We start from the raw sequence: 22,753 nt of genomic DNA, 5'->3' as shown, positions 1-22,753 counted from the left end.
AATAACCAGCAGCTGACAATTTGATTAAAAACCAAACAAATAAACTAGCGACTCAAAATGTTATAAAAAGTCAACCCAGAAAGTTCAAAAAAAAAGCAATAATGTTCAATTTATAGCCTTTGATTTTTGCAAAAAAAACCGTAAACTTAGCGCCCCTTGAAAAGAGGCAATTGAACTACTGTGCGTATTGGTCCATACCAACTTGAAAACAACATTATTGTCGCGCCTATGGCGGGCATAACCGATAGACCTTTTCGACAACTCTGTCGTCGTTTGGGCGCAGGCTTAGCCGTATCGGAAATGATGTCGTCGAATCCGAAAGTATGGAAAACAGATAAATCGATGAACCGAATGGATCATAGCGGTGAGTCTGGCATTCGTTCAGTACAAATCGCAGGGGCCGATCCTGAATTGATGGCTCAAGCGGCTCAGTTCAATGTAGCAAATGGGGCGCAGATCATAGATATCAATATGGGCTGCCCTGCAAAGAAAGTGAACAAAAAACTGGCAGGCTCTGCTTTGTTGCAGTATCCAGAGTTAGTGGAACAGATAGTTCAAGCTGTCGTGAATGCGGTTGAAGTGCCTGTAACACTCAAGATACGCACCGGTTGGGATACAGACAACCGCAACGGCGTAGAGATTGCCAAAATAGCTGAACGTAACGGCATCGCCTCACTGGCTGTGCATGGTCGTACGCGAGCATGCATGTATAAAGGTGAAGCGGAATACGCCACCATTAGGGACATTAAACGTTCAGTATCAATGCCTGTGGTAGCAAATGGTGATATTACATCACCTGAAAAAGCGAAGCAGGTACTGGATTATACGGGCGCAGATGCCATCATGATTGGTCGAGCCGCCCAAGGTCGCCCCTGGATATTTAGGGAAATAGACCACTTTTTGCGAACTGGAGAACATCTACCCGCCCCAGCTGTGTCTGAGGTACGTAGTATTTTGATGGAGCACTTAGTTAACCTCCATCAGTTTTACGGTGAGCCAATGGGAGCGCGCATCGCACGCAAGCATGTGTCTTGGTATTTGCAAACCCATGACCAAGCAGGTCAGTTTAGGCGAGTATTTAATGCACTTGAAACGCCAAATGAGCAGATCGAGGCATTAGAACAATACTTTGAAACACTAGCAGCTAACTAAGAAAGAAAGAGACATAATGATGTTCGAACAAAATGTGACTTCTCCATTTATCACTAACGCTCATGTTCAGTCACAAGAGAAACCGCAACCTTTACGCGATGCAGTAAAAAAAGCTGTTCATCACTACTTAAAGCAGCTTAACGGTCAAGATGTACAAGACGTTTACGATCTTGTTCTTTCAGAGCTAGAAGCGCCGTTACTAGAAGAAGTAATGACTTACACTCGTGGTAACCAAACTCGTGCAGCGATCTTACTAGGTATCAACCGTGGTACTTTACGTAAAAAGCTTAAAAAATACGGCATGAACTAATCTTAATTAGTTCATTCTGTAAAAAAGCACCTTCGGGTGCTTTTTTAGTTTCTAAAGACCCTTCCCTTTTTACATGTGCAGAGCTAACACCTTGCAATTGCAGAAAAATCACAAATTCTCAAGCGCTCGAGGCGGTTTATGATCGTTTTCTTACGGATTTTAGGCTAAAATAGCGCCCTTCTAAGCTAGCCCCTTAACTTATCTTGAGGAAACCTAAACCATCATGGATATACATCGTCCAATTCGTCGCGCACTTTTAAGTGTGTCAGATAAAACCGGTATCGTTGAATTTGCCCGCGCACTGAGCGCTCAAGGCGTAGAGTTACTTTCTACTGGCGGTACATTTAAGCTATTAACGGAAAATGGCATTGCCGCAACGGAAGTATCTGACTACACAGGTCACCCTGAGATCATGGATGGTCGTGTAAAAACCCTTCACCCAAAAGTTCATGGCGGTATTCTTGCTCGCCGTGGTCAAGATGAAGACGTTATGGCAGAAAACGATATTTCTGCGATTGATATGGTTGTGGTTAACTTATACCCCTTTGCACAAACTGTTGCAAAAGCTGACTGTAGCCTAGAGGACGCGATTGAAAATATCGATATCGGTGGTCCGACTATGGTACGTGCAGCCGCTAAGAACCACAAAGATGTCACTATCGTTGTAAATGCCAATGATTATGACCGCGTTATTGCTGAACTAAAAGAAAACAATGGTTCAACAACCTACAACACGCGTTTTGACTTAGCGATTGCCGCTTACGAGCACACTGCAGCGTACGATGGCATGATCGCTAACTACTTTGGCAAGATGGTACCTGATTATACAGACGAAGCAGCCGTTGAAACCAAATTCCCACGCACCATCAATATGCAATTTACTAAAAAGCAAGATATGCGTTACGGCGAGAACTCACACCAAGATGCTGCTTTCTACGTTGAAAACGACTTACAAGAGGCATCTGTCGCGACTGCTAAGCAGCTACAAGGTAAAGCGCTATCGTTTAACAACATCGCTGATACCGATGCAGCACTTGAGTGCGTAAAAGAATTCGACGCACCGGCATGTGTTATCGTAAAACACGCAAACCCATGTGGTGTTGCCGTAGATGAGAACATTCTTGCAGCTTACGACCGCGCATTCAAAACCGACCCAACTTCAGCGTTTGGTGGCATCATCGCCTTTAACCGCGAATTGGATGGTGACACGGCAGAAGCTATTGTATCTCGCCAGTTTGTTGAAGTGATCATTGCACCAAGCGTTTCTGATGAAGCAGCACAAATTGTGGCAGCTAAGAAAAATGTGCGTCTACTAGAGTGTGGTCAGTGGCACAGCAAAACCACACAAGCTGACATTAAACGCGTCAATGGTGGCATTCTAGTACAAGACCGCGATCAGGGCATGGTGACCTTAGACGACCTTACGGTAGTTTCTAAACGTCAGCCAACAGAGCAAGAACTTAAAGACTTACTTTTCTGCTGGAAAGTCGCGAAGTTTGTTAAATCAAACGCGATTGTTTATGCCCGTGACGGTATGACAATTGGTGTTGGCGCAGGCCAAATGAGCCGTGTTTACTCAGCGAAAATTGCCGGAATTAAAGCGGCAGACGAAAACCTAGAAGTAAAAGGTTCAGTCATGGCATCAGACGCATTCTTCCCGTTCCGTGACGGCATCGATGCAGCGGCAGAAGCTGGTATTACCGCCGTTATCCAACCTGGCGGTTCGATGCGCGATGAGGAAGTCATCGCCGCTGCAGACGAAGCGGATATGGCGATGGTATTTACCGGCATGCGCCACTTCCGTCACTAAACCTCATAGCGCGAACCGTTTAACGTTTCGCGCTTTTTGTTTGTGCTAATTTCAAGTATTCTGCTTAAAACACAATCACAAAAGTGAAGGAACAGAAAATGAAATTTGGTTTAAAAACACTACTTGCTGCAACCATAGTTACCGCTCTTTCTGGCTGTAATGCGACAAATGACAGTGCGTCTTCAGTACAAAGTTCAACTGCACTGCTGTCTGCGGCACAAAGCGCAGAACGTTCAGAAAAAAACCGCGCTCGTGATCAATACCGCAACCCAGTAGAGACTTTAGAATTCTTTGGTCTGAAAGAAGGAATGACAGTGGTCGAAATCGCCCCAGGTGGCGGTTGGTACACTGAAGTATTAGCACCTGCACTTAAGGGCCATGGAACCTTTTATGCGGCGCACTTTCCTGCTGACTCAGAAATTGGCTACTACCAACGTTCTTTAGCTGGCTTTAAAGATAAAGTGGCTAAAGATACGCGTTTCAGCGAAGTGAAAATTACCGAATTTTCACCTGTCACTCATAACGATATAGCGCCTGCTAGCAGTGCAGATATGGTGCTCACTTTTCGCAATGTGCACAACTGGTATATGCAAAAAGATCATCAAGGTGTACTAAGTGCTTTTAAAGCATTTAATAAAGCGCTTAAACCGGGTGGCATTTTAGGTGTGGTTGAACACCGCTTACCAGAAAACAGAGAAGATACAGATCAAAAACGCTCTGGTTATATGAAGCAAAGCTATGTGATTGAAGTAGCTAAACAAGCAGGTTTTGAATTAGTAGCACAAAGCGATATTAACGCCAACCCAAAAGACACAGCGGATCACCCTAAAGGCGTGTGGACATTACCACCACGTTTAGCTTTAGGCGAAGAGCAAGCTGACAAATACAAAGCTATTGGGGAAAGCGATCGCATGACTCTGAAATTTAAAAAGCTTTAAATAGGAACCAAACGCCATGAATGTACTCGTCATTGGCAGTGGCGGCCGTGAACACGCACTTGCGTTCAAAGCCGCTCAAAACCCATCAGTAAAAACAGTATTCGTCGCTCCTGGTAACGCTGGCACAGCGCTTGAGCCAAAACTAAGCAATGTTGCCATCAGCGTTGAAGACATTGACGCGCTTGTAGCTTTCGCGCAAGACAACAAAGTTGAATTAACCATTGTTGGCCCTGAAGCGCCATTAGTCATTGGTGTGGTTGACCGTTTCCGTGAAGAAGGATTAGCGATTTTTGGCCCAACAGCCGCAGCAGCGCAGCTAGAAGGTTCAAAGTCATTTACTAAAGACTTCTTAGCGCGCCACGATATTCCAACAGCAGAGTACCAAACTTTTGAACAAGTCGAGCCTGCATTGGCGTATTTGAAAGAGAAAGGTGCACCAATCGTTGTTAAAGCTGATGGCTTAGCCGCTGGTAAAGGCGTCATTGTTGCCATGACAGAAGCCGAAGCTGAAGAAGCTATCCGAGATATGCTGGCAGGCAACGCCTTTGGTGAAGCGGGTAGCCGTGTGGTAATTGAGGAATTTCTTGAAGGTGAAGAAGCCTCGTTTATCGTGATGGTTGACGGCAAAAATGTTTTGCCATTTGCCACAAGCCAAGATCATAAACGTGCATACAATGGCGATGAAGGTCCAAATACAGGTGGTATGGGCGCATACTCACCAGCCCCAGTGGTGACTCCTCTGATCCATCAACGCATTATGGATGAAGTTATTAATCCAACCGTGGAAGGCATGGCAAGCGAAGGCAATCCGTACACCGGATTCTTATATGCTGGCTTAATGATCACAGCAGATGGCACGCCAAAAGTGATTGAATATAATTGTCGTTTTGGCGATCCTGAAACACAACCTATCATGTTACGCCTACAATCAGATTTAGTTGAGTTGATTGAAGCTGCCAATCGAGAAGAACTTGATAAGTTTGATATCAAATTCGATCCTCGTGCCGCTGTTGGTGTGGTACTTGCCGCGAAAGGTTATCCGGGCAGCTACCCTAAAGGTGACGCGATCTCAGGTCTACAAGTCAGCTACCCTGAAGGGGAAAAGGTGTTCCACGCTGGCACTAAGCAGGATGGTGAAGAGGTTGTTACCGCGGGCGGTCGTGTACTTTGTGCAACGGCATTAGGCCACTCAGTAACTGAAGCGCAAAAACGTGCCTACTCACTGGTAAAAGACATTCACTGGGAAGGCGTAGAGTATCGTACAGATATCGCATATCGCGCCATTGCCAGAGAGCAATAACCCATTTCGTTTTGTTGGGCCAGCATACGCTGGCCTATTTTCCTTTTCTTTAATCTCAAACCGCTCATAACACATTCGCAACATATAAAAATTTCGGTATACTCAAAGCATTAGCAGTGTTTAAGGAAGGCATCATGTCGCAAACGTACCGAGTTGCATTTGTATCAGTTGAAGACAGTATCTCAACAGAGCAAGCCGTACAAAAGTTATCAACCAAGTTAAATATAACGGCACAAAAAGCAGATGCATTCTTAGCTGGTAAGCCTTTGTTTGCGCCAGCGGACAAAAGCAAATGCATGAAGCAGGCTAAATTACTAGCCAGTTTAGGTATTAAAGCCAAGCTTGTTGCTATCGAGAGTAATAATACAAGTTCAATGCAAAGCCAGCGTGATGAGCGTATTTTTGAAGCCCTTGACTACATTACAAGCAGCTTGATCCGCATCGAAGAGCGCTTAGAAGACTTAGAGCAAAGATTACCAGAAGCTGAGCAAATACAAGTCACCGAAGATCCTGAACAGTCTTGGCAAGACGATGAATTTCTCGAAGACTATGAGGTTGATTTCGAGCCAACCAAGAAGCCGCCTACACGAAAGCTGTTGTACGTGCTTGGCAGCGTGCTCGTTGTTTTGCTTGTGGTTCTCGCGGCAGCTGTCATGTATCCGCAATGGTTTAACATGTAAACTTGGGTGATCATGACAATAACTAAACTCTCAGCTTCACTTTCTCGTGCAGAAATTCGCAAGAAAATAAGAAAATCTCGCAAAAGTTTGAGTGACGCGGAGCAAAAACAAGCCGCGAAAAAAATTAACATTAATTTTTTTCAACATAAAAAACTCCCTAAAAACGCCCGGGCTGGACTCTATTTGAGCAATGACGGAGAGCTTGACACTTCCATTTTAATTCAATCACTTATAGATATGAATCACCATGTATACCTGCCCATAATACACCCTTTCAATGGCACCACATTACTCTTCCAGAAATATGAAGAAAATTCACCCATGAAGCTAAATCGCTATGCTATCTTGGAACCACAGTTGAATTGCAGTCATATTTGTCCGCTTTATGAGCTAGATTATCTACTCATGCCCCTCGTCGCTTTTGACGAACAAGGCAACCGACTAGGTATGGGAGGCGGATACTATGATAAAACGTTGGCAAGATACTACAAAGAAGCGATGACCAAGCCTGAATTAATCGGTCTTGCTCATGACATTCAGAAAGTTGAACAACTGCCAACAGAAGCGTGGGATGTGCCTTTGCAGCAAATTATTACGCCCAGCAAATTTTATCAGTGGTAAGAGACAAACAAGCTCATTTTAGGCGCACAATTACGATATACTGACGCTGTTATTTTTGACAACACAGTGAATTACGTAATGACCCAAGATGAAATGAAAAAAGCCGCGGCATGGGCTGCTCTGCAATACATTGAAAAAGATACCATAGTGGGTGTTGGCACAGGCTCAACTGTTAACCACTTTATTGATGCATTGGGCAGCATTAAAGAGCAAATTAAAGGTGCAGTATCAAGCTCTGAAGCATCAACAGAAAAACTAAAAGCACTGGGTATTGAAGTGTTTGAGTTAAATCATGTGGATACGCTAGATGTATACGTAGATGGTGCTGATGAGATCAATGCGAGCAACGATATGATTAAAGGCGGTGGCGCTGCGTTAACACGAGAAAAAATCGTTGCAGCCGTCGCCAAAAAATTCATATGTATTGTAGATTCGAGCAAGCATGTAGACACCTTAGGAGCATTTCCACTTCCAGTTGAAGTGATCCCGATGGCGCGCAGTTATGTTGCTCGTGAGCTACTGAAGCTCGGTGGTGATCCAGTGTATCGCCAAGGTGTGGTAACAGATAATGGCAATGTCATTCTTGATGTACATGGCCTGCAAATTCAATCACCTAAAGAGCTGGAACAAACAATTAATCAAATTGTCGGCGTTGTAACCAATGGCTTATTTGCCCATCGCGGCGCTGATATTGTTATTACTGGCACTGAGCAAGGGCCAAAAATTAATTAACAGGAAAAAGTCATGAGTAAGGTATCGTTAGCAAAAGATAAAATTAAGATCTTGCTACTAGAAGGTGTGCATCAAAGTGCTGTAGAAACGCTTAAGCGTAATGGCTATAGTAATATTGACTATGTTAAAACCTCCTTACCTGAAATTGAACTTAAAGACCGCATTAAAGACGCCCACTTCGTTGGTATTCGCTCACGCACCCACCTAACTGAGTCTGTGCTTGATGCCGCTGAAAAGCTGGTTGCAGTAGGTTGTTTCTGTATTGGTACTAACCAAGTCAATCTGCAAGCAGCCAAAGAACGAGGTATCGCCGTCTTTAATGCGCCATTTTCTAACACGCGTTCTGTTGCTGAATTAGTGCTTGGAGAAATTTTGTTATTGTTACGCGGTATTCCGCAGCGTAATGCCATGGCACACCGTGGCGAGTGGTTTAAGTCAGCCATCGGCTCATACGAAGCGCGCGGAAAAACACTGGGGATCATAGGATACGGTCATATCGGTACTCAGCTTGGCATTATGGCTGAAAATATCGGCATGAAAGTGGAATTTTATGACATCGAAGACAAACTCACTTTAGGTAACGCACAGCAAATTCAAAATATGACTCAACTGTTACAACGCTCAGATGTGGTCAGTTTACATGTTCCAGAAACGTCATCGACCAAAAATTTAATTGGTATGGCGGAGCTTGAAGTGATGAAACAAGGGGCAATCTTAATTAATGCCTCTCGCGGCACCGTTGTTGACATTGATGCATTAGCTGAATCTCTGAGAGATAAAAAACTAGCTGGTGCAGCCATTGATGTATTCCCTGTTGAACCTAAATCAAACGATGAAGAGTTTGTCTCTCCACTGCGTGAGTTTGATAACGTCATTTTGACACCACACGTGGGTGGTTCAACACAAGAAGCACAAGAAAATATAGGTATTGAAGTTGCCGGTAAAATCGCTAAATACTCAGATAATGGCTCAACACTCAGCGCCGTTAATTTCCCTGAAGTTGCCTTACCTGAACTGGCTAACCGTAGCCGTTTATTACACGTGCACCAAAACCGCCCTGGTGTGCTAACACAAATTAACCAAGCGTTTGCCCAGCACGGCATTAACATTGCTGCGCAGTACCTACAAACTGACGATACTATTGGTTATGTGGTTATTGATGTGGATAGCGACCACTCTGAAGTCGCATTAAAAGAACTCAGTGCGGTGGAAGGCACAATCCGCGCAAGGATCTTACACTGATCATCTCGATAAAATATGATCTAAAAAGCCGCTTACCAGCGGCTTTTTTGTTTTCATACCAATTCGCTTAATTTGAGGGTTGGTATCAGCTGCTGCTTGCTAGAAAAGTGCATCAAGCGCCTCACTTAAACTGTTCACCGCTATCACTTCCATGCCTTCTATCGACTCTTTCGGTTTATTGGCACTGGGCACGATCGCACGTTTAAAACCATGCTTTGCCGCCTCTTTGAGACGCTCTTGACCCGATGGCACGGGACGGATCTCTCCCCCTAAACCCACTTCTCCAAAAACCACCAGCTGACGATCTAGCGCATAGTTTTTAAAGCTCGATACCAGTGCCACTATCAAGGCCAGATCAGCACTGGTTTCAGATACCTTTACACCACCAACCACGTTCACAAACACATCTTGATCCGCCACTTGCAAACCACCATGACGATGCAACACGGCAAGCAACATCGCCAAACGATTTTGCTCTAAGCCTACGGTTACCCGCCTTGGATTGGCTAACTGTGAGTAATCGACTAAAGCTTGAACTTCAACCAATAATGGGCGAGTTCCTTCCCAGATCACCATAACCAAAGAACCTGGTGTTTGCTCTTCCCCTCGATTTAAGAATATCGCCGAGGGATTACTGACTTCTTTGAGGCCCTGCCCTGTCATAGCAAACACACCAAGTTCGTTTACTGCGCCAAATCGGTTCTTATTGCCTCGCAACGTACGAAAGCGACTATCTGAGCTGCCTTCCAGTAGAATAGAGCAATCAATACAGTGTTCTAGCACTTTTGGTCCAGCTAAAGTACCATCTTTTGTCACATGGCCAACCATAAAAATAGCGACTTGGTTTTGCTTCGCAAAGCGCGTCAAATAAGCGGCACTCTCTCGCACCTGCGATACGCTGCCGGGTGCAGATTGTACGTCGCTCATGTGCATAACCTGAATTGAGTCAATGACCATAATGCTAGGCTTTTCTTGCAAAGCCAGTTGGCAGATAGTCTCTACGTTGGTTTCCGCTAACGTTCTGAGTTTATCGGTTGGTAACCCTAAACGGTGGGCACGCATCGCCACCTGTTGTAATGACTCTTCCCCAGTGACATATAAGGTATTCATGCTTTGCGCCAATAAACACATTGTTTGTAAAAGCACGGTACTTTTACCCGCCCCCGGTGAGCCGCCTATCAAAATGGCACTGCCAGGTACAATCCCTCCACCCAGTACGCGGTCAAACTCCTTAAAGCCCGTGCTGAAACGTGGCAAGCTTTCTAAATTAACCTCGTCTAGTGTTTGTACCTTAGCTTCCACCATGCCAGCATAGCCAGCCATTGCCGAACTACGTGGCGGGGCTTTCACTGCAGGCACACGAAATTCTGTTACCGTATTCCATGCTCTACACTCTGAGCACTGTCCCTGCCATCTGGCAAATTCAGCACCACAATCGCTACATACGAAGGCTGTTTTCTTTTTTCCCATAAGTTGAGGCACACTTTTTGCTTGTTATAAAAGTTACTTAATCGCTAGGTAATATGGCGGCCTTTTTAGCAGCCCTAGCACTTTAAGTTAACAGAATTGTTTAGAATAAATTAACTATGCTTTAATATTGTCATAGTTTTGACTTGATATAACTATAATAACGAATAAGCCTAACGGCTTGAATAGAGAAAAAACAATGGGTCATTATGCCTGAAGATAAGCTACAACAATATCAGCCTTTGATCAAAGAGCTTAAATCACAGCTAGGTTCACCTGACTTTGATAAGTTTTTTGATCAAATGACTAAAGATATTTCCAAGCCAGATAGATTCTTGCTGAAGATGGAAATGTCTCGCTTATCACAACCTATTGCTCGCTTCATTGACTTGCGTGGCCATGTAGCTGGCGACGTTAAACCTTATGAATATGAAGGCAAACAGCACTTTATGGATGATGTAGCCATTGAAGTGTTTGAAAGAGAAATTGCTCGTTACGGCAAATATACGCTTGCGGTATACGAAGAGGTCATGCAAACCGAAAATAACTATCGGGTCATGCAAAAAAAAGCGCAAAGTGAAGAAACAACCGCAGAAGATGTTGTGCCAGAGCTACCAAATCATGCAAAGTTAGTGCGTTTTGCCTCTTATGAAAGTCGTATTGAAGAGCGGATGAACTACTCAATCAAAATTTCGATTGAGTTGGATAAAGGCCATACAGCCAATGGGACCACTTCCGATATTTCTCTAAGCGGCGCCAAAATAAAAATTCCCGCTAGCGAAAGAGTTCAACCCGGACAATTGGTCAGCATTAGATTAATTGGTTTAGAGCAAGAATTTGAACTGGGTTTGAAAAATGGTATCCAGTATGAAGTTGTCGCAACGGAGCCTATTGCAGGCAAAAACCAGCACGTGCGGCTGAAAAGAACCTTTGTAGAAAACAGCAGCTCTTTTGATGAATTTTTAAATAGTTTTATTCATGGTAACAAACGCCGCTATAAAGTGAACCTTGATAACACAATGGATGCCATTGTTTGTAAAAGTTATGAGCAATACTACCAACCTCGCGTCTGTTCATTATTTGTGTTTTTCTCACAAATTGGCGCTCATCTGATACCTAAACTCGCGTTGACCAATGAAAATAATGCTTTTATCAATTACTACTTTGAAGATGAAAGCAAAAACTCTTGCTTGTATCAGGTGTTATCGCAAAGCCGCATAAATAACCTACTTGCATTGCCTAACGCAGTAAAAGAAGCGACGTTATACTGCTTCACGCATATCAAAAGCGGTAAAATATATCATTACTCTGCATTTGATTTTGAGTTAGCAAAACAGTCTGAGCTACGCGCATTATTCATCGGCTATGGCGCGCAAAAAAATAGCTGGCGAACCTTTAAAGTGCAGCTTATGCCAAGTCACCATGAAGACGCGTTTATTCCACTGTCTTTACCGACCAATGCCAGCAAAAATATTGAAAAACTCAACAAGCGCCCTACTCCGAGAGTAGAGGGGCTTATCAAAGATGTGAAATACTTGGTACTTTTGACTGACATCACCACAAAACACCAAACTGAGATCTATGCCCAAACAACATTCAACAAAGCGCTTGTTAACCAGTTAAAAGTTTTTGGCAAAGGCAAAGCAACTTCCCCTCCTAAACTGGAAGTTATTTCTTTAGAATATGTAAACTTACGTGCGCACAAACGCTATTTATACAAAACAAGTGTGGTCATTCATGTCGAACATCAAGGCGAAGCGCGTGGACATACTTTAGACTTTTCTCAAATGGGCTTACAGGTCGAATTAAGCGAACCCACAGCTTTGAAAAAAGGGGATATTATTCATCTCGATTTGCCCGATCTACAAAAAATTACCAAGCAATATGAGTTGAAGCACTTACGCTACGAAGTGGTCGCGGTAAGCAAGGCAAAAACCATCATCAATTTGAAAGTCGCCAAGCTCACTGACTTAGTGCAAGTGGCAAGTGAATTTTTCAAAGTGCTCATTGATAGCAACAAAGATAAGCTCACACCTTGCAAAGAGGCGCCACGGATCCCTGGCCTCTCAACTGCGCTTAGAAATATGGTGACAAAAAGTGTCTGCCAATTTCCGTTTTATTTGCACAAAGAAACGTCCTATTTCACACTGGGTGCTGTAGGTATTGGCTTATACCCTACGCCTATTCATAAGCTTTTCATGTACTACCATCAAGGTAAAAAAGAACAGCTCAATATTAAGCCTCTCTTTCCAAGCGGCTTTATTGAAAACCACCTAACCGAAGTATTACGTAAACACAGTCGTAAGAGTAAACCGCTCAAATATACCTTGTTCGTGAGCTTTGATCCTAATGAAGCTAATTTGTCATCGGCAGTAAAAAGCCATTGCTTAGCGCAGGATGAGTCACATGAGTCACTTGCACTATTTTTGAAAAAAGCAGTGACAAAGCAAATGCTTTTTGTGTTTCACTTACATGTTTCAAAAACAGGCCGCCCTGATACCGACTACTTAGCCAATGAACTACGTTATGTCAGCCATTATGCTATGCATAAAGCAAAAGAGCTGGAAGAAGCGCTTTGGGCGGTAACGGGTGTGTGTGACTTAATTGATATTAGCGATGAGTATGTCCGTACTATGGATGTAGACAATAAATTGCTCACCGCCATGCGCTTGCGCAAACAAAGCTGGCTGAAAAGTTTAGTAAAATAAACTCTGCCACTAAAAAGGAGAGCAAGGGTGCTCTCCTTTTTTAACGATGGCTCAACACAGCAGCAAATTAAGCTAAATTTCCAAATAACGTGAGCAGTGCAATCAAGACCAAATAAAACAAAATATTGCGCTTAACCAAACGCATCATACAGGTCGCTTCGTACGTACAACCAAAATAATGTTGTTCGATCTGCTCGGCAGCCAGCGCCGTTGATGTGACAACGCATCGATTAGATACTTTGAAATCAAGTACATACTTAATCCAACAGCTAGTTCCTTTGGAAAAGTTACCAATAATCAAATAACCAAAGCTTGCGATCCGTGCTGGTAACCAATCCAGACAATGCATAAACCAACTCAAGCGGCTTTGATGGCCTGATAAAGCATGCTCTTTATCAGTCATATCTTCCAATAAAGTACGCGATAACGCATATAAAACAGCGCCAGGGGCGCCCAATACCACAAACCAAAACAATACGGCGCAATAATGACGGAAATTAATCCAAACTAATGTTTGCCCGAACCATTCGCCATTCTCTTCGGTTTCTGTATGCTTTTGGCCCATTTGCAGTGCATATAGCGTGGCTGCTTCGGTGTCGCCTCTGGTCAGGGCATTTAAGTAGCTTTTGTATCGCTCTCTTTGTTGTGCACATCCAAAGCAAATCAGCAAAATAGCAACATTAAGCACAAGTTGAGGCAAAATAAAGTCGACCCACTCATAAACAAACGCCACAGCGATACTGGGTAGCACCAGCCAGACTAAAAAGCCAATACCTGAATTTAACCACGATTTACAAGGCGAAATTTGGCGGCTTTGCATCAGGTATCCTTGGCTATAATGGCTCATTTGCCAATATTTACCACGAGCAGCTAAGCGTTCTATGGCTAATGCTAAAATGATAGAAATTAAAATCATGTTCCTTGGCTCTTTATTCTACTAGTTGATCTAAAAACTGTGACCATTGAAATGCAGGCCCTGGGTCTGTTTTACGTCCCGGAGCAATATCACAATGGCCGACGATACGTTGAGGCGTAATGGCGGGATATGCAACCATCAATTGCTTTGTAACGGCTATCAAAGTGCGATACTGTTCGCACGTATAGGCAATATCATCCGTACCTTCCAGTTCAATACCAATACTAAAATCATTACAATTGGCTCGACCATCGAAACTAGAAACACCCGCATGCCAAGCGCGCTGACTAAACGGCACATACTGTAAGGTCTCGCCATTTCTGCGAATAAAACAATGCGCAGAGACTTTTAATCCTCGCAAGTCACTAAAACTTTCATGCGCCGTACAATCTATATTGCCTGTAAACAAATCGTCCACATAGGGTGTGCCAAATTCCCCAGCTGGTAAAGAAATGTTATGTACCACCAATAAGGAGATAATTTCTTGTGCTGGTCGTTTGTCATAAAAACTGCAAGGCCTTGGCGTTGCATCTGCTAACCAATCTAGCGACATATCTAAAAATGCACTCTAACTTTCATACTGTTACCATATCAAGCTTGCTATAAATTCACTAGCGACGATTGTGTAAAAGCGTACAACACAGTAAAATTCTTACTCTCTCCAAAATAGCCGATACAAGTGACAAAACGATGCAAAGCCAACTTATCTCAGATGAATTAATTAGCCTATTGGTTAAACAAGCACTAAATGAAGATCTAAACTACCAATCAGCAGCCGACGGCGATATTACCGCACAATTAATACCTGAAGATGAACAGGCAAACGCCTATGTGATCACTAGAGAAGACTGTGTATTTTGTGGTAAAGACCTTATTTTGGAAGTGTTTAAGCAAGTTGACCCACAAGTAAAAGTGAATGTGCTCGTCAACGACGGTGACGTGGTCAGTGCCAACACAAAACTATTTACCGCAACGGGTTCAGCACGCGCTATCTTAACTGCCGAGCGTACCGCACTGAACTTTGTACAATCGCTATCTGGCACGGCAACAACAACGGCTCATTACGTTAAAGCGCTAGCGGGCAGCCAAACCCAGTTATTAGACACCCGAAAAACTATCCCAGGGTTACGTGCTTTGCAAAAATACGCGGTGACCTGCGGAGGTGGTAAAAACCATCGCATTGGTCTATTCGATGCGTTTTTAATCAAAGAAAACCACATTGCAGCGTGTGGTGGGATTGCTGCCGCCGTCAGCAAAGCCAAAAGCAATCACCCTAATAAACCTGTTGAAGTCGAAGTTGAAAACTTAGATGAACTGACTCAAGCGCTACAAGCCGGTGCTGATATCATCATGCTTGATAACTTTAGCGTGACGGATATTCAACAAGCAGTAAAATTGACTCAAAACAAAGCTAAACTGGAAGTGTCTGGTAATATGACCCTTGAAAAATTAACCACTTATGCACAAGCTGGCGTGGACTTTATCTCAAGTGGTGCATTGACCAAAAACTTACAGAGTATCGATTTATCAATGCGCTTTTCAGCATAATAAATCATTCGGTTCTTTATTATTTTTAGTATTAATGATTTGACATAAAAGCAATAAAACCGTTAAATACGAAAAAAGTACGACCTGCAGTTAACTCATTATGTCTGAGTGCCTTATAAAATAAGGTACTTGGCCGTAAATAATCTATACTTAAGGTCAATATCCACGCAAAATGATAAAGATTTTAATATCTTTCTAACTTACAATACACAGAGTTAGACAACTTCCTTCAGGAGACACATCATGGCAAAACGTAATCAGGGTGGTTTTACCCTTATAGAATTAATGATAGTAATCGCAATCATCGGTATTTTGGCGGCTGTAGCTTTACCTGCTTATCAAACTTATGCAGATAGAGCGAAATTTGCAGAAGCAATACTTGCCGCAACACCATATAAAACTGCAGTTGAAGTTGCAATTCAAACTAAAAATCCAGCGGATCTTGCCGCTTTAGACCAAGCCACATTGGGTATCCCTGCAGCAATCACGACTACCACAACTGCGCACGGTGTTACCGTTGAAAATGGACTGATCACCGTCACGTGGAAATCGGATAGCTCAAGTCTAGCAGGAACAACCTATACACTACTCGCTGGTGGAGTAACCCCTCCGGTTTCTTGGACACAAGGCGGTACATGCTTAACTAAAGGTTACTGCTAATTGAGCGTTACTGGCACCTCAATGCCAAAGACATATATGCCTTCATACAAGGGTTTTACTTTGATAGAGGTGCTGGTATCCGTTGCAATTATCTCCATACTCATGTTGGTTGCAATCCCTCAATATAAGCTCTACGAAGATAGAGTAAGATTTTCCGAAGTCATTTTGGCCTCTGGCTTATACAAAAATTCAATTGAAATGGCTTTTCATTCAGGCAAGTCCACAACACTGGATGACTTTGATGCAGGGAAATTAGGTATTCCACCCAATAACTCAGCACAAATCATTGAGCACGACATCATTGACAGTGCTACTGTTAGCAACGGCGTAATCAATATAAAAAGTACGCTTTCCTATGATGGTGTGGCGATTACTTATATTCTGACGCCAACCATTAGTACGCAAAAAACGCTCACTTGGCAGGCTTCGGGCACATGTATAAATGTAGGTTTATGCTGAAATGAAAAATGAAACTGGACAACAACTCGACACCTTCCAATGGGTGGGCGTGAGCACTCGAGGAAAACGCCTTGAGGGGGAGATGACGGGCACCAGTGTTGCGCTGGTCAAAGCTCAGTTGCGTAAACAAGGGATCACGCCATCAAAAGTTAAACGTAAGCCCAAAGCCATTTTTGGCCTCAATCGTAGCCCAAAAATCACCCCCAAAGATATTTCAGTGACCACTCGGCAGATATCCACTATGCTGGGGGCGGGTGTACCACTTATTCAAGTGTTGGATATGATTGGTTCGGGTATTAATAACAAAAGCCTTAAAAAGCTCATGACCAGCATTGCCGACGAGGTACGCGCAGGTCAACCGCTATCAAAATCACTACGCGCCTATCCGCGTCATTTTGATGATTTGTATTGTGACTTAGTGCAATCAGGCGAGCAATCAGGTTCCTTGGACCATGTGTTTGAGCGTATCGCTATTTACAAAGAAAAGGCCGAAGCACTTAAATCAAAAATTCGTAAGGCTTTGTTTTACCCTATTTCAGTCATTGTGGTCGCGCTGATCGTCACCTCTATTTTGCTGATTTTTGTGGTGCCGCAATTTAAAGACATCTTTGCCGGATTTGGTGCTGAGCTTCCTGCATTTACATTATTGGTCATTGCCATTTCAGAAATGATGCAAAAGTTTTGGTGGATAATTTTAAGCGTTATTTTAATATCGGGTTACACCTATAAAGAAATGTTATTTCGCTCCAAACCACTGCGCAACTTTAACGATCGCTTATTGCTCAACCTCCCCGTTGTGGGCAATATTTTACACAAAGCCGCTGTGGCCCGCTTTGCTCGTACTTTATCCACCACATTTGCGGCAGGTGTGCCCTTGATTGATGCGCTAGAGTCAGCTGCAGGTGCCTCTGGTAATGCCATTTTTAGAAATGCGATTTTAGAGATAAAAACCGAGGTTAGCACAGGTAACCAGATGAACTGGGCAATGCGTAATACCACAGTATTTCCTGACATGGTGATCCAAATGGTCGCCATCGGTGAAGAATCAGGATCGCTCGATAGCATGTTGGCAAAAGTAGCCAACATTTTTGAACAAGAAGTCGATGACCTAGTGGACGGTTTATCAAGCCTTTTAGAGCCCATTATTATGGTGATATTAGGTGTGTTGATCGGCGGTTTGATCATTGCCATGTACTTACCCATATTCCAACTTGGCTCGGTGATTTAAGCTGAGCTTCAATAATTAGAATTAAATATGTCTGACGTATTTCAACTTATGCAAACCACGCCATGGTTTTTCTTTTTGATTGTGGCCCTTTTCAGTCTATGTATCGGTAGCTTTTTAAATGTAGTCATCTACCGCGTGCCAAAAATGTTACAACTACAATGGCGTAACGAGTGTACGGCACTGTTAAGTACTCAACAAAGCAACGAGCCGATAAATGAAGAAACGCCCTTTAATCTTGCAAAGCCAGCCTCGCACTGCCCAAGCTGCGACAGCAAAATTAAACCTTGGCATAATATTCCCTTACTAAGTTGGCTGTTTTTAAGAGGCCGATGTGCTAACTGCAAAACGGCTATCTCCATTCGCTATCCCTTGATTGAGTTGGGGACCGCTTTAGCGTCACTCTTAATTGCCCAGCATTTTGGCCCAAACCTAAATACGCTCATTTACTTAATGATTACTTGGGGGCTAATCGCACTGATCTTTATCGACATTGATCATATGTTATTACCGGACCAACTTACCTTACCTTTACTTTGGCTAGCACTCCTTGCAAGCTGCTTTGAGCTCACATTGCTCTCTAGTGAAGCCATTATTGGTGCAGCCCTAGGTTATTTAAGTTTATGGAGTGTTTACTGGTTATTTAAGCTTATGACTGGCAAAGAGGGCATGGGTTATGGCGATTTTAAGTTACTGGCAATATTTGGAGCCCTGCTCGGCTGGCAAGCTATTTTAACCATCGTGTTGTTATCAAGCCTAGTAGGGGCAATTATTGGCACTATTCAGTTAGCTGTGCAAGGCAAAGACAAGAGTACGCCCATTCCCTTTGGCCCTTATTTGGCTATCGCCGGATGGCTGACTTTACTATATGGCGAAGCAATTAATCATTGGTATTTTGGTTTAATTCAACAGTAGGTAACTATGCGCAATTGGGTACTTGGTTTAACAGGGGGTATTGGTGCAGGAAAAACAGCTGTCAGCAATGCGCTCGCCGAAAAAGGCATCACCATTGTTGATGCCGATGTCATTGCCAGAGAAGTGGTCGCAGCAGGAAGTGAAGGACTCGAAGCAATTACTCAGCAGTTTGGCGATGACATTCTACAAGCGGACGGTTCGCTTGATAGAGCAAAGCTTAGAGCTATCATTTTCGCAGATGCTCAGAGCAAAGCGTGGCTTGAAGCATTACTACATCCGCTGATCAGAAACCAAATTATTCACCAACTGACGCAAGCTCAAGGTCCCTATGTGGTGCTCTCTGCGCCACTATTATTTGAAAACAATCTCGACCAGTTATGTGATCATACACTACTCGTTGACGTGCCTGTAGAGGTGCAAATTACACGAACCGCAACGAGAGATAATGTACCCGCCGAGCAAGTAGGTAAAATCATCGCCGCACAAATGTCCCGCGCAGATAAGCAAGCAAGGGCAAAAACGGTACTAAATAATGATAAATCATTAACTAAAATGTATAATGAGTTAGAAGTATTGCATCAACAGTTTGTCTCTTTGGCATCACAAAATGCAATGAATAGCCAAAGTTAACGCTTTATTTTTTAGAACTTTGTGCCGAGTTTAATCGTTCATCTCATTTATTGATGCTACCAAGCAATTAACACGTCTTATTCTGAGGGCTTATGGAACATCATTCACCGCTACTTCGAAAGTTTATTACGCTTGGCCGCGTTACCCCTGAGCAAATTAAGAAAAAGCAAAATGAAGCGCAGTCTACCGCTGAGCTAATTTGCTTATGTAGCGGGATCAGTAGCGCCGAACTCGCACAGCAATGCCTCGATTTATTTCGAGTTCCCCTGTTCGACCTTACGGAGTTTGATGCCACTCAGATCCCCGAAGAGCTTGTGAAAGAAAAACTGATCCGTAAGCACCAAGTACTCCCACTGGTTAAAAAGGGCCGTAAGCTCTTTATCGCGGCTTCCGATCCCACTGATTACGGCGCATTTGAAAACTTCGAGTTTAGTACTGGCTTACAGTGCGATGTGGTCGTGGTTGATCACAAGCAGCTTGAGAAGAAAATTGATCAACTGTTTGATTCAACGGGAGGTTTGTCTTTAAGCGACGATGAATTTCAAGAATTCGCTAATCTCGATATTGAAGATGATCAGAAATCGCTGCAAAACCCAAATGATGAAAAAGACAAAGATGATGCCCCTATCATTGTCTACATCAATAAGATACTCATGGATGCGATAAAAAAAGGCGCCTCAGATCTCCACTTTGAACCTTATGAGCACAAGTATCGCATCCGTTTTCGCATTGATGGCATATTGCATGAAATGGCAAGTCCCCCAACCACTTTATCAACTCGTCTCTCCGCCCGTATAAAAGTGATGTCGCGCTTAGATATTGCCGAAAAGCGCAAACCACAAGATGGCAGGATAAAACTAAAGATCTCCGAGCGTAAGAGTATCGACTTTCGTGTCAGTACCATGCCAACCATGTGGGGCGAGAAAATCGTAATGCGTATCCTAGACTCATCCAGCGCGATGATGGGCGTAGATGTACTCGGCTATGAACCAGAGCAAAAGCAAATGTACTTAGAGGCCCTTGAACAACCGCAAGGGATGATCTTAGTGACCGGCCCTACAGGTTCGGGTAAAACGGTTTCACTATACGCAGGCTTGAACATTTTAAATAAGCCAGAGCGAAACATCAGTACTGCCGAGGATCCGGTAGAGATCAATCTAGAAGGCATTAATCAAGTACAGATCAACCCCAAAGCCGACATGACCTTTGCCAATGCTTTGAAAGCTTTTTTACGTCAAGATCCCGATGTGATCATGGTCGGTGAGATCCGAGATTTAGAAACCGCCGAGATTGCTATCAAAGCCGCACAAACCGGTCACTTGGTAATGAGTACACTGCATACGAATTCGGCACCAGAAACACTCACTCGTTTGCTGAATATGGGCGTACCCGCCTATAACGTTGCCAGCTCAGTCAGTTTAATTGTGGCGCAGCGTTTAGCACGCCGTTTATGCAAAAACTGCAAAGAACCTGAAATATTGCCCAAAGAAGAGTTGCTCAAACAAGGGTTCACTCACGATCAACTAAGTGACATAACTTTGTTTACCCCTAAAGGCTGTGAACATTGTACCGATGGCTATAAAGGTCGGGTCGGTATTTATGAAGTCGTTAAGATCACCCCAGAGATCTCCAACCTGATCATGTCAGGGGGGAACTCAAAGGAAATAGCGCAAATTGCACAAAAGCTCGGTTTTGCCAACTTACGCACATCAGGTCTTAGGAAAGCAGCAAGCGGTCTCACCTCACTAAAAGAGGTCAACCGGGTCACAAGCTACTAATTAACATCAGCTGAGGTTAACTAGCTTCTCAGCCTAAATTTAATTACACTGTGGGCAAAACACGCTAAGGGAGCCGTTTAATGCCCACAGTTGTAAAATGCCCAACTTGCCAAGCCGATGTAATTTGGTCAGACCAAAGCCCTAACCGCCCATTTTGCTCTAAACGCTGCCAATTGATTGACTTAGGAGAGTGGTCGTTTGAGAACAACAAAATCTCAACTGCTATCACATCCAACACACAATTAAATCCGCAAGAGCAGCAAGCAATGATTGAGGAAATTGAAGCCATGATGGCACAAAATGAAGAATCATTTTTTAAAGAGTAACCTTATCTTGAATTGACAAATGAGCGACCCTAAACACCCTATGTTTAGGGTCGTTCTTCACAATAATTAATGGCTACGTTTTCTTTTGTAGTGCTTGATTTTAGCTAGCTTCTCGCGCTGCTCTTGGTCTAGTACCTGCCAAATTTGCTGCTTACTTTTCAATTTTGCAAGTAATGCTTTGTCTTTTGCCACACTGCTTTTTGCAATCAACGCTTTCGCTTGTTGCTCATCAAAGTAATCATTTTCTACCAGCGCTTTAAATTCGTCTTTGCTGTCTTTTCGCGTCTCTTTGAAGGCCATCATTGCGGTTTTTTTCTCTTTTAGAATGTCTGCGATTTTATTTTGCTGCTCTTTCGTCAAATTGAGCTTAACCGCTGCTTTTTCGCTCAATAAAAAGTGCGTTTTATGGTGTCCCCCCTGCCCCGCTTGAGATACTGCGCTAACCAACAAAAAACCTGATAATGTACATACAGTTAGTAAGTTTGATAATTTCATTGTAGTTGTCCTTTGGGTTGTAATGTTTGTTCATGGTTAGCTTAGGTACTTGGATGCAAAGTAACGCAAAGCAATGTAAAGGCTGTGTAAAGTTCTGCAATTTAGTTTTGGGCGAGGTACACTGAGCACAGTGGTAAGTTGAAAAGTAAAGTTATGAGCAAACTGTTATTAATTGAAGATGACCGCGCATTAAGCGATTTACTCGCCGAATACCTGTCCAGCCAAGGCTGTCATATCACTCAGGCTTTTGATGGAGAGCAAGGGCTACACCTCGCAATTACACAGTCATTTGATGTGATCTTACTTGATATTATGCTGCCTAAATTAGATGGCTTTGAAGTCCTAAAAAAACTAAGAGCAACGCACCTAACACCCGTGATCATGCTCACCGCCAAAGGCGATGACTTTGACCGTATTTTCGGGCTTGAACTCGGCGCCGATGATTATCTACCAAAACCATTTAACCATCGAGAGCTGCTCGCTAGAATAAATGCCATTGGCCGGCGTATTGATTATGTCAAACAAGAGCATAAACATATCAAAGAGCTTACGGTTAATCAGGTCACTTTAAACGAATCAGCAAGGCGTGTTCATGTCTGTGAACACGAACTTACTTTGACAGGCACTGAGTTTGCAGTCCTCTATCAACTTATGACCCAAGTGGGTGAAGTAGTAAGTAAAGACGCTCTGAGTCAACAAGTGCTCGGCAGAAGGCTTGCGCCTTTTGACCGCTCTATTGATGTTCATGTCAGCAACTTGCGAAAGAAGATCGCAAAATATAATGACGCAAACTGTATCCAAACCGTTCGTGGTAGTGGCTACGTATTTTTGGCCGAATGAG

23 protein-coding genes are annotated in these 22,753 nt (G+C 43.4%); 19 read left to right on the top strand and 4 right to left on the bottom strand.

Features of this window, described 5'->3' with window-relative positions:
• Window positions 1–180 precede the first annotated feature (180 nt).
• The 9 genes from dusB (at window position 181) to serA (ending at window position 8,785) form a co-directional block, all read left to right on the top strand.
• Window positions 181–1,152: a tRNA dihydrouridine synthase DusB gene (gene dusB / locus ACW689_RS17480; RefSeq protein ID WP_476293319.1), complete on the top strand. Its 972-nt coding sequence runs from the start codon at window positions 181–183 to the stop codon at window positions 1,150–1,152.
• Between the two features lie 19 nt (window positions 1,153–1,171).
• Entirely contained in the window at window positions 1,172–1,462 is a 291-nt protein-coding gene (gene fis, locus ACW689_RS17475; protein WP_005491017.1) for a DNA-binding transcriptional regulator Fis, read from the top strand.
• A 223-nt stretch (window positions 1,463–1,685) separates the two neighbouring features.
• Window positions 1,686–3,272, top strand: coding sequence for a bifunctional phosphoribosylaminoimidazolecarboxamide formyltransferase/IMP cyclohydrolase (gene purH / locus ACW689_RS17470; protein ID WP_476293317.1), 1,587 nt, complete (start codon window positions 1,686–1,688; stop codon window positions 3,270–3,272).
• A 98-nt stretch (window positions 3,273–3,370) separates the two neighbouring features.
• Window positions 3,371–4,210 carry a class I SAM-dependent methyltransferase gene (locus ACW689_RS17465; RefSeq protein ID WP_476293316.1) on the top strand — a complete coding sequence of 280 codons (840 nt, stop codon included), beginning with the start codon at window positions 3,371–3,373 and terminating at the stop codon, window positions 4,208–4,210.
• Between the two features lie 16 nt (window positions 4,211–4,226).
• Window positions 4,227–5,510, top strand: a complete 1,284-nt coding sequence (gene purD, locus ACW689_RS17460) for a phosphoribosylamine--glycine ligase (protein ID WP_476293314.1) — start codon at window positions 4,227–4,229, stop codon at window positions 5,508–5,510.
• Between the two features lie 134 nt (window positions 5,511–5,644).
• Window positions 5,645–6,190, top strand: coding sequence for a hypothetical protein (locus ACW689_RS17455; protein WP_476293313.1), 546 nt, complete (start codon window positions 5,645–5,647; stop codon window positions 6,188–6,190).
• 12 nt (window positions 6,191–6,202) lie between these two features.
• The gene (locus ACW689_RS17450; RefSeq protein ID WP_476293312.1) at window positions 6,203–6,811 is read left to right on the top strand and encodes a 5-formyltetrahydrofolate cyclo-ligase; all 609 of its coding nucleotides are present in this window, start codon (window positions 6,203–6,205) and stop codon (window positions 6,809–6,811) included.
• Window positions 6,812–6,889: 78 nt separating this feature from the next.
• A complete protein-coding gene (gene rpiA / locus ACW689_RS17445; protein ID WP_476293311.1) occupies window positions 6,890–7,543 on the top strand; it encodes a ribose-5-phosphate isomerase RpiA in 654 nt (217 codons plus the stop codon).
• A gap of 12 nt (window positions 7,544–7,555) precedes the next feature.
• Complete coding sequence (gene serA, locus ACW689_RS17440) at window positions 7,556–8,785, top strand: phosphoglycerate dehydrogenase (protein ID WP_476293309.1); 1,230 nt, start codon at window positions 7,556–7,558, stop codon at window positions 8,783–8,785.
• A 99-nt stretch (window positions 8,786–8,884) separates the two neighbouring features.
• On the opposite strand, the gene radA is transcribed toward serA, so the two are convergent.
• Window positions 8,885–10,255: a DNA repair protein RadA gene (gene radA, locus ACW689_RS17435; RefSeq protein ID WP_476293307.1), complete on the bottom strand. Its 1,371-nt coding sequence runs from the start codon at window positions 10,253–10,255 to the stop codon at window positions 8,885–8,887.
• A 206-nt stretch (window positions 10,256–10,461) separates the two neighbouring features.
• Between radA and ACW689_RS17430 the strand changes: the two genes are divergently transcribed.
• Window positions 10,462–12,960, top strand: a complete 2,499-nt coding sequence (locus ACW689_RS17430) for a PilZ domain-containing protein (protein WP_476293305.1) — start codon at window positions 10,462–10,464, stop codon at window positions 12,958–12,960.
• Between the two features lie 67 nt (window positions 12,961–13,027).
• Here ACW689_RS17430 and ampE read toward each other — a convergent pair whose 3' ends face one another.
• Window positions 13,028–13,876, bottom strand: coding sequence for a beta-lactamase regulator AmpE (gene ampE, locus ACW689_RS17425; protein ID WP_476293304.1), 849 nt, complete (start codon window positions 13,874–13,876; stop codon window positions 13,028–13,030).
• A 13-nt stretch (window positions 13,877–13,889) separates the two neighbouring features.
• A complete protein-coding gene (gene ampD / locus ACW689_RS17420; protein WP_476293302.1) occupies window positions 13,890–14,429 on the bottom strand; it encodes a 1,6-anhydro-N-acetylmuramyl-L-alanine amidase AmpD in 540 nt (179 codons plus the stop codon).
• Window positions 14,430–14,566: 137 nt separating this feature from the next.
• Here ampD and nadC point away from each other — a divergent pair, with 137 nt between their 5' ends.
• The 8 genes from nadC to yacG all read left to right on the top strand — a co-directional run bounded on the left by nadC (window position 14,567) and on the right by yacG (window position 21,417).
• Entirely contained in the window at window positions 14,567–15,424 is an 858-nt protein-coding gene (gene nadC, locus ACW689_RS17415) for a carboxylating nicotinate-nucleotide diphosphorylase (protein ID WP_476293301.1), read from the top strand.
• 243 nt (window positions 15,425–15,667) lie between these two features.
• Window positions 15,668–16,084, top strand: a complete 417-nt coding sequence (locus ACW689_RS17410; RefSeq protein ID WP_476293299.1) for a pilin — start codon at window positions 15,668–15,670, stop codon at window positions 16,082–16,084.
• A 21-nt stretch (window positions 16,085–16,105) separates the two neighbouring features.
• Complete coding sequence (locus tag ACW689_RS17405; RefSeq protein ID WP_476293297.1) at window positions 16,106–16,543, top strand: pilin; 438 nt, start codon at window positions 16,106–16,108, stop codon at window positions 16,541–16,543.
• A 1-nt stretch (window position 16,544) separates the two neighbouring features.
• Window positions 16,545–17,771, top strand: coding sequence for a type II secretion system F family protein (locus tag ACW689_RS17400; protein WP_476293295.1), 1,227 nt, complete (start codon window positions 16,545–16,547; stop codon window positions 17,769–17,771).
• A 27-nt stretch (window positions 17,772–17,798) separates the two neighbouring features.
• Window positions 17,799–18,683, top strand: coding sequence for a prepilin peptidase (locus ACW689_RS17395; protein ID WP_476293294.1), 885 nt, complete (start codon window positions 17,799–17,801; stop codon window positions 18,681–18,683).
• Window positions 18,684–18,689: 6 nt separating this feature from the next.
• Window positions 18,690–19,313, top strand: coding sequence for a dephospho-CoA kinase (gene coaE, locus ACW689_RS17390; protein WP_476293292.1), 624 nt, complete (start codon window positions 18,690–18,692; stop codon window positions 19,311–19,313).
• Between the two features lie 92 nt (window positions 19,314–19,405).
• Entirely contained in the window at window positions 19,406–21,091 is a 1,686-nt protein-coding gene (gene pilB / locus ACW689_RS17385) for a type IV-A pilus assembly ATPase PilB (RefSeq protein ID WP_476293290.1), read from the top strand.
• An 80-nt stretch (window positions 21,092–21,171) separates the two neighbouring features.
• Window positions 21,172–21,417, top strand: coding sequence for a DNA gyrase inhibitor YacG (gene yacG / locus ACW689_RS17380; RefSeq protein WP_476293288.1), 246 nt, complete (start codon window positions 21,172–21,174; stop codon window positions 21,415–21,417).
• A 66-nt stretch (window positions 21,418–21,483) separates the two neighbouring features.
• On the opposite strand, the gene ACW689_RS17375 is transcribed toward yacG, so the two are convergent.
• Complete coding sequence (locus ACW689_RS17375) at window positions 21,484–21,912, bottom strand: Spy/CpxP family protein refolding chaperone (protein ID WP_476293286.1); 429 nt, start codon at window positions 21,910–21,912, stop codon at window positions 21,484–21,486.
• A 153-nt stretch (window positions 21,913–22,065) separates the two neighbouring features.
• Here ACW689_RS17375 and ACW689_RS17370 point away from each other — a divergent pair, with 153 nt between their 5' ends.
• A complete protein-coding gene (locus ACW689_RS17370; RefSeq protein WP_476293284.1) occupies window positions 22,066–22,752 on the top strand; it encodes a response regulator in 687 nt (228 codons plus the stop codon).
• Window position 22,753 lies beyond the last annotated feature (1 nt).

It is taken from the genome of Pseudoalteromonas sp. ABE4_541 (assembly GCF_056312285.1).
Note: the sequence above shows the minus strand (reverse complement) of the source record. Positions and strands in the feature narration are given on the sequence as shown.

What these genes read in the sequence shown, in the direction of transcription:
- ACW689_RS17395 (WP_476293294.1), top strand. Translation starts at nt 17,799, where the DNA reads ATGTCTGACGTATTTCAACTTATGCAAACCACGCCATGGTTTTTCTTT.
- serA (WP_476293309.1), top strand. Translation starts at nt 7,556, where the DNA reads ATGAGTAAGGTATCGTTAGCAAAAGATAAAATTAAGATCTTGCTACTA.
- radA (WP_476293307.1), bottom strand. Translation starts at nt 10,255, where the DNA reads ATGGGAAAAAAGAAAACAGCCTTCGTATGTAGCGATTGTGGTGCTGAA.
- ACW689_RS17465 (WP_476293316.1), top strand. Translation starts at nt 3,371, where the DNA reads ATGAAATTTGGTTTAAAAACACTACTTGCTGCAACCATAGTTACCGCT.
- ACW689_RS17400 (WP_476293295.1), top strand. Translation starts at nt 16,545, where the DNA reads ATGAAAAATGAAACTGGACAACAACTCGACACCTTCCAATGGGTGGGC.
- yacG (WP_476293288.1), top strand. Translation starts at nt 21,172, where the DNA reads ATGCCCACAGTTGTAAAATGCCCAACTTGCCAAGCCGATGTAATTTGG.
- ampD (WP_476293302.1), bottom strand. Translation starts at nt 14,429, where the DNA reads ATGTCGCTAGATTGGTTAGCAGATGCAACGCCAAGGCCTTGCAGTTTT.
- nadC (WP_476293301.1), top strand. Translation starts at nt 14,567, where the DNA reads ATGCAAAGCCAACTTATCTCAGATGAATTAATTAGCCTATTGGTTAAA.
- ACW689_RS17410 (WP_476293299.1), top strand. Translation starts at nt 15,668, where the DNA reads ATGGCAAAACGTAATCAGGGTGGTTTTACCCTTATAGAATTAATGATA.
- ACW689_RS17375 (WP_476293286.1), bottom strand. Translation starts at nt 21,912, where the DNA reads ATGAAATTATCAAACTTACTAACTGTATGTACATTATCAGGTTTTTTG.
- ampE (WP_476293304.1), bottom strand. Translation starts at nt 13,876, where the DNA reads ATGATTTTAATTTCTATCATTTTAGCATTAGCCATAGAACGCTTAGCT.
- purH (WP_476293317.1), top strand. Translation starts at nt 1,686, where the DNA reads ATGGATATACATCGTCCAATTCGTCGCGCACTTTTAAGTGTGTCAGAT.
- ACW689_RS17450 (WP_476293312.1), top strand. Translation starts at nt 6,203, where the DNA reads ATGACAATAACTAAACTCTCAGCTTCACTTTCTCGTGCAGAAATTCGC.
- pilB (WP_476293290.1), top strand. Translation starts at nt 19,406, where the DNA reads ATGGAACATCATTCACCGCTACTTCGAAAGTTTATTACGCTTGGCCGC.
- coaE (WP_476293292.1), top strand. Translation starts at nt 18,690, where the DNA reads ATGCGCAATTGGGTACTTGGTTTAACAGGGGGTATTGGTGCAGGAAAA.
- ACW689_RS17455 (WP_476293313.1), top strand. Translation starts at nt 5,645, where the DNA reads ATGTCGCAAACGTACCGAGTTGCATTTGTATCAGTTGAAGACAGTATC.
- fis (WP_005491017.1), top strand. Translation starts at nt 1,172, where the DNA reads ATGTTCGAACAAAATGTGACTTCTCCATTTATCACTAACGCTCATGTT.
- rpiA (WP_476293311.1), top strand. Translation starts at nt 6,890, where the DNA reads ATGACCCAAGATGAAATGAAAAAAGCCGCGGCATGGGCTGCTCTGCAA.
- purD (WP_476293314.1), top strand. Translation starts at nt 4,227, where the DNA reads ATGAATGTACTCGTCATTGGCAGTGGCGGCCGTGAACACGCACTTGCG.
- ACW689_RS17430 (WP_476293305.1), top strand. Translation starts at nt 10,462, where the DNA reads ATGCCTGAAGATAAGCTACAACAATATCAGCCTTTGATCAAAGAGCTT.
- ACW689_RS17405 (WP_476293297.1), top strand. Translation starts at nt 16,106, where the DNA reads ATGCCAAAGACATATATGCCTTCATACAAGGGTTTTACTTTGATAGAG.
- ACW689_RS17370 (WP_476293284.1), top strand. Translation starts at nt 22,066, where the DNA reads ATGAGCAAACTGTTATTAATTGAAGATGACCGCGCATTAAGCGATTTA.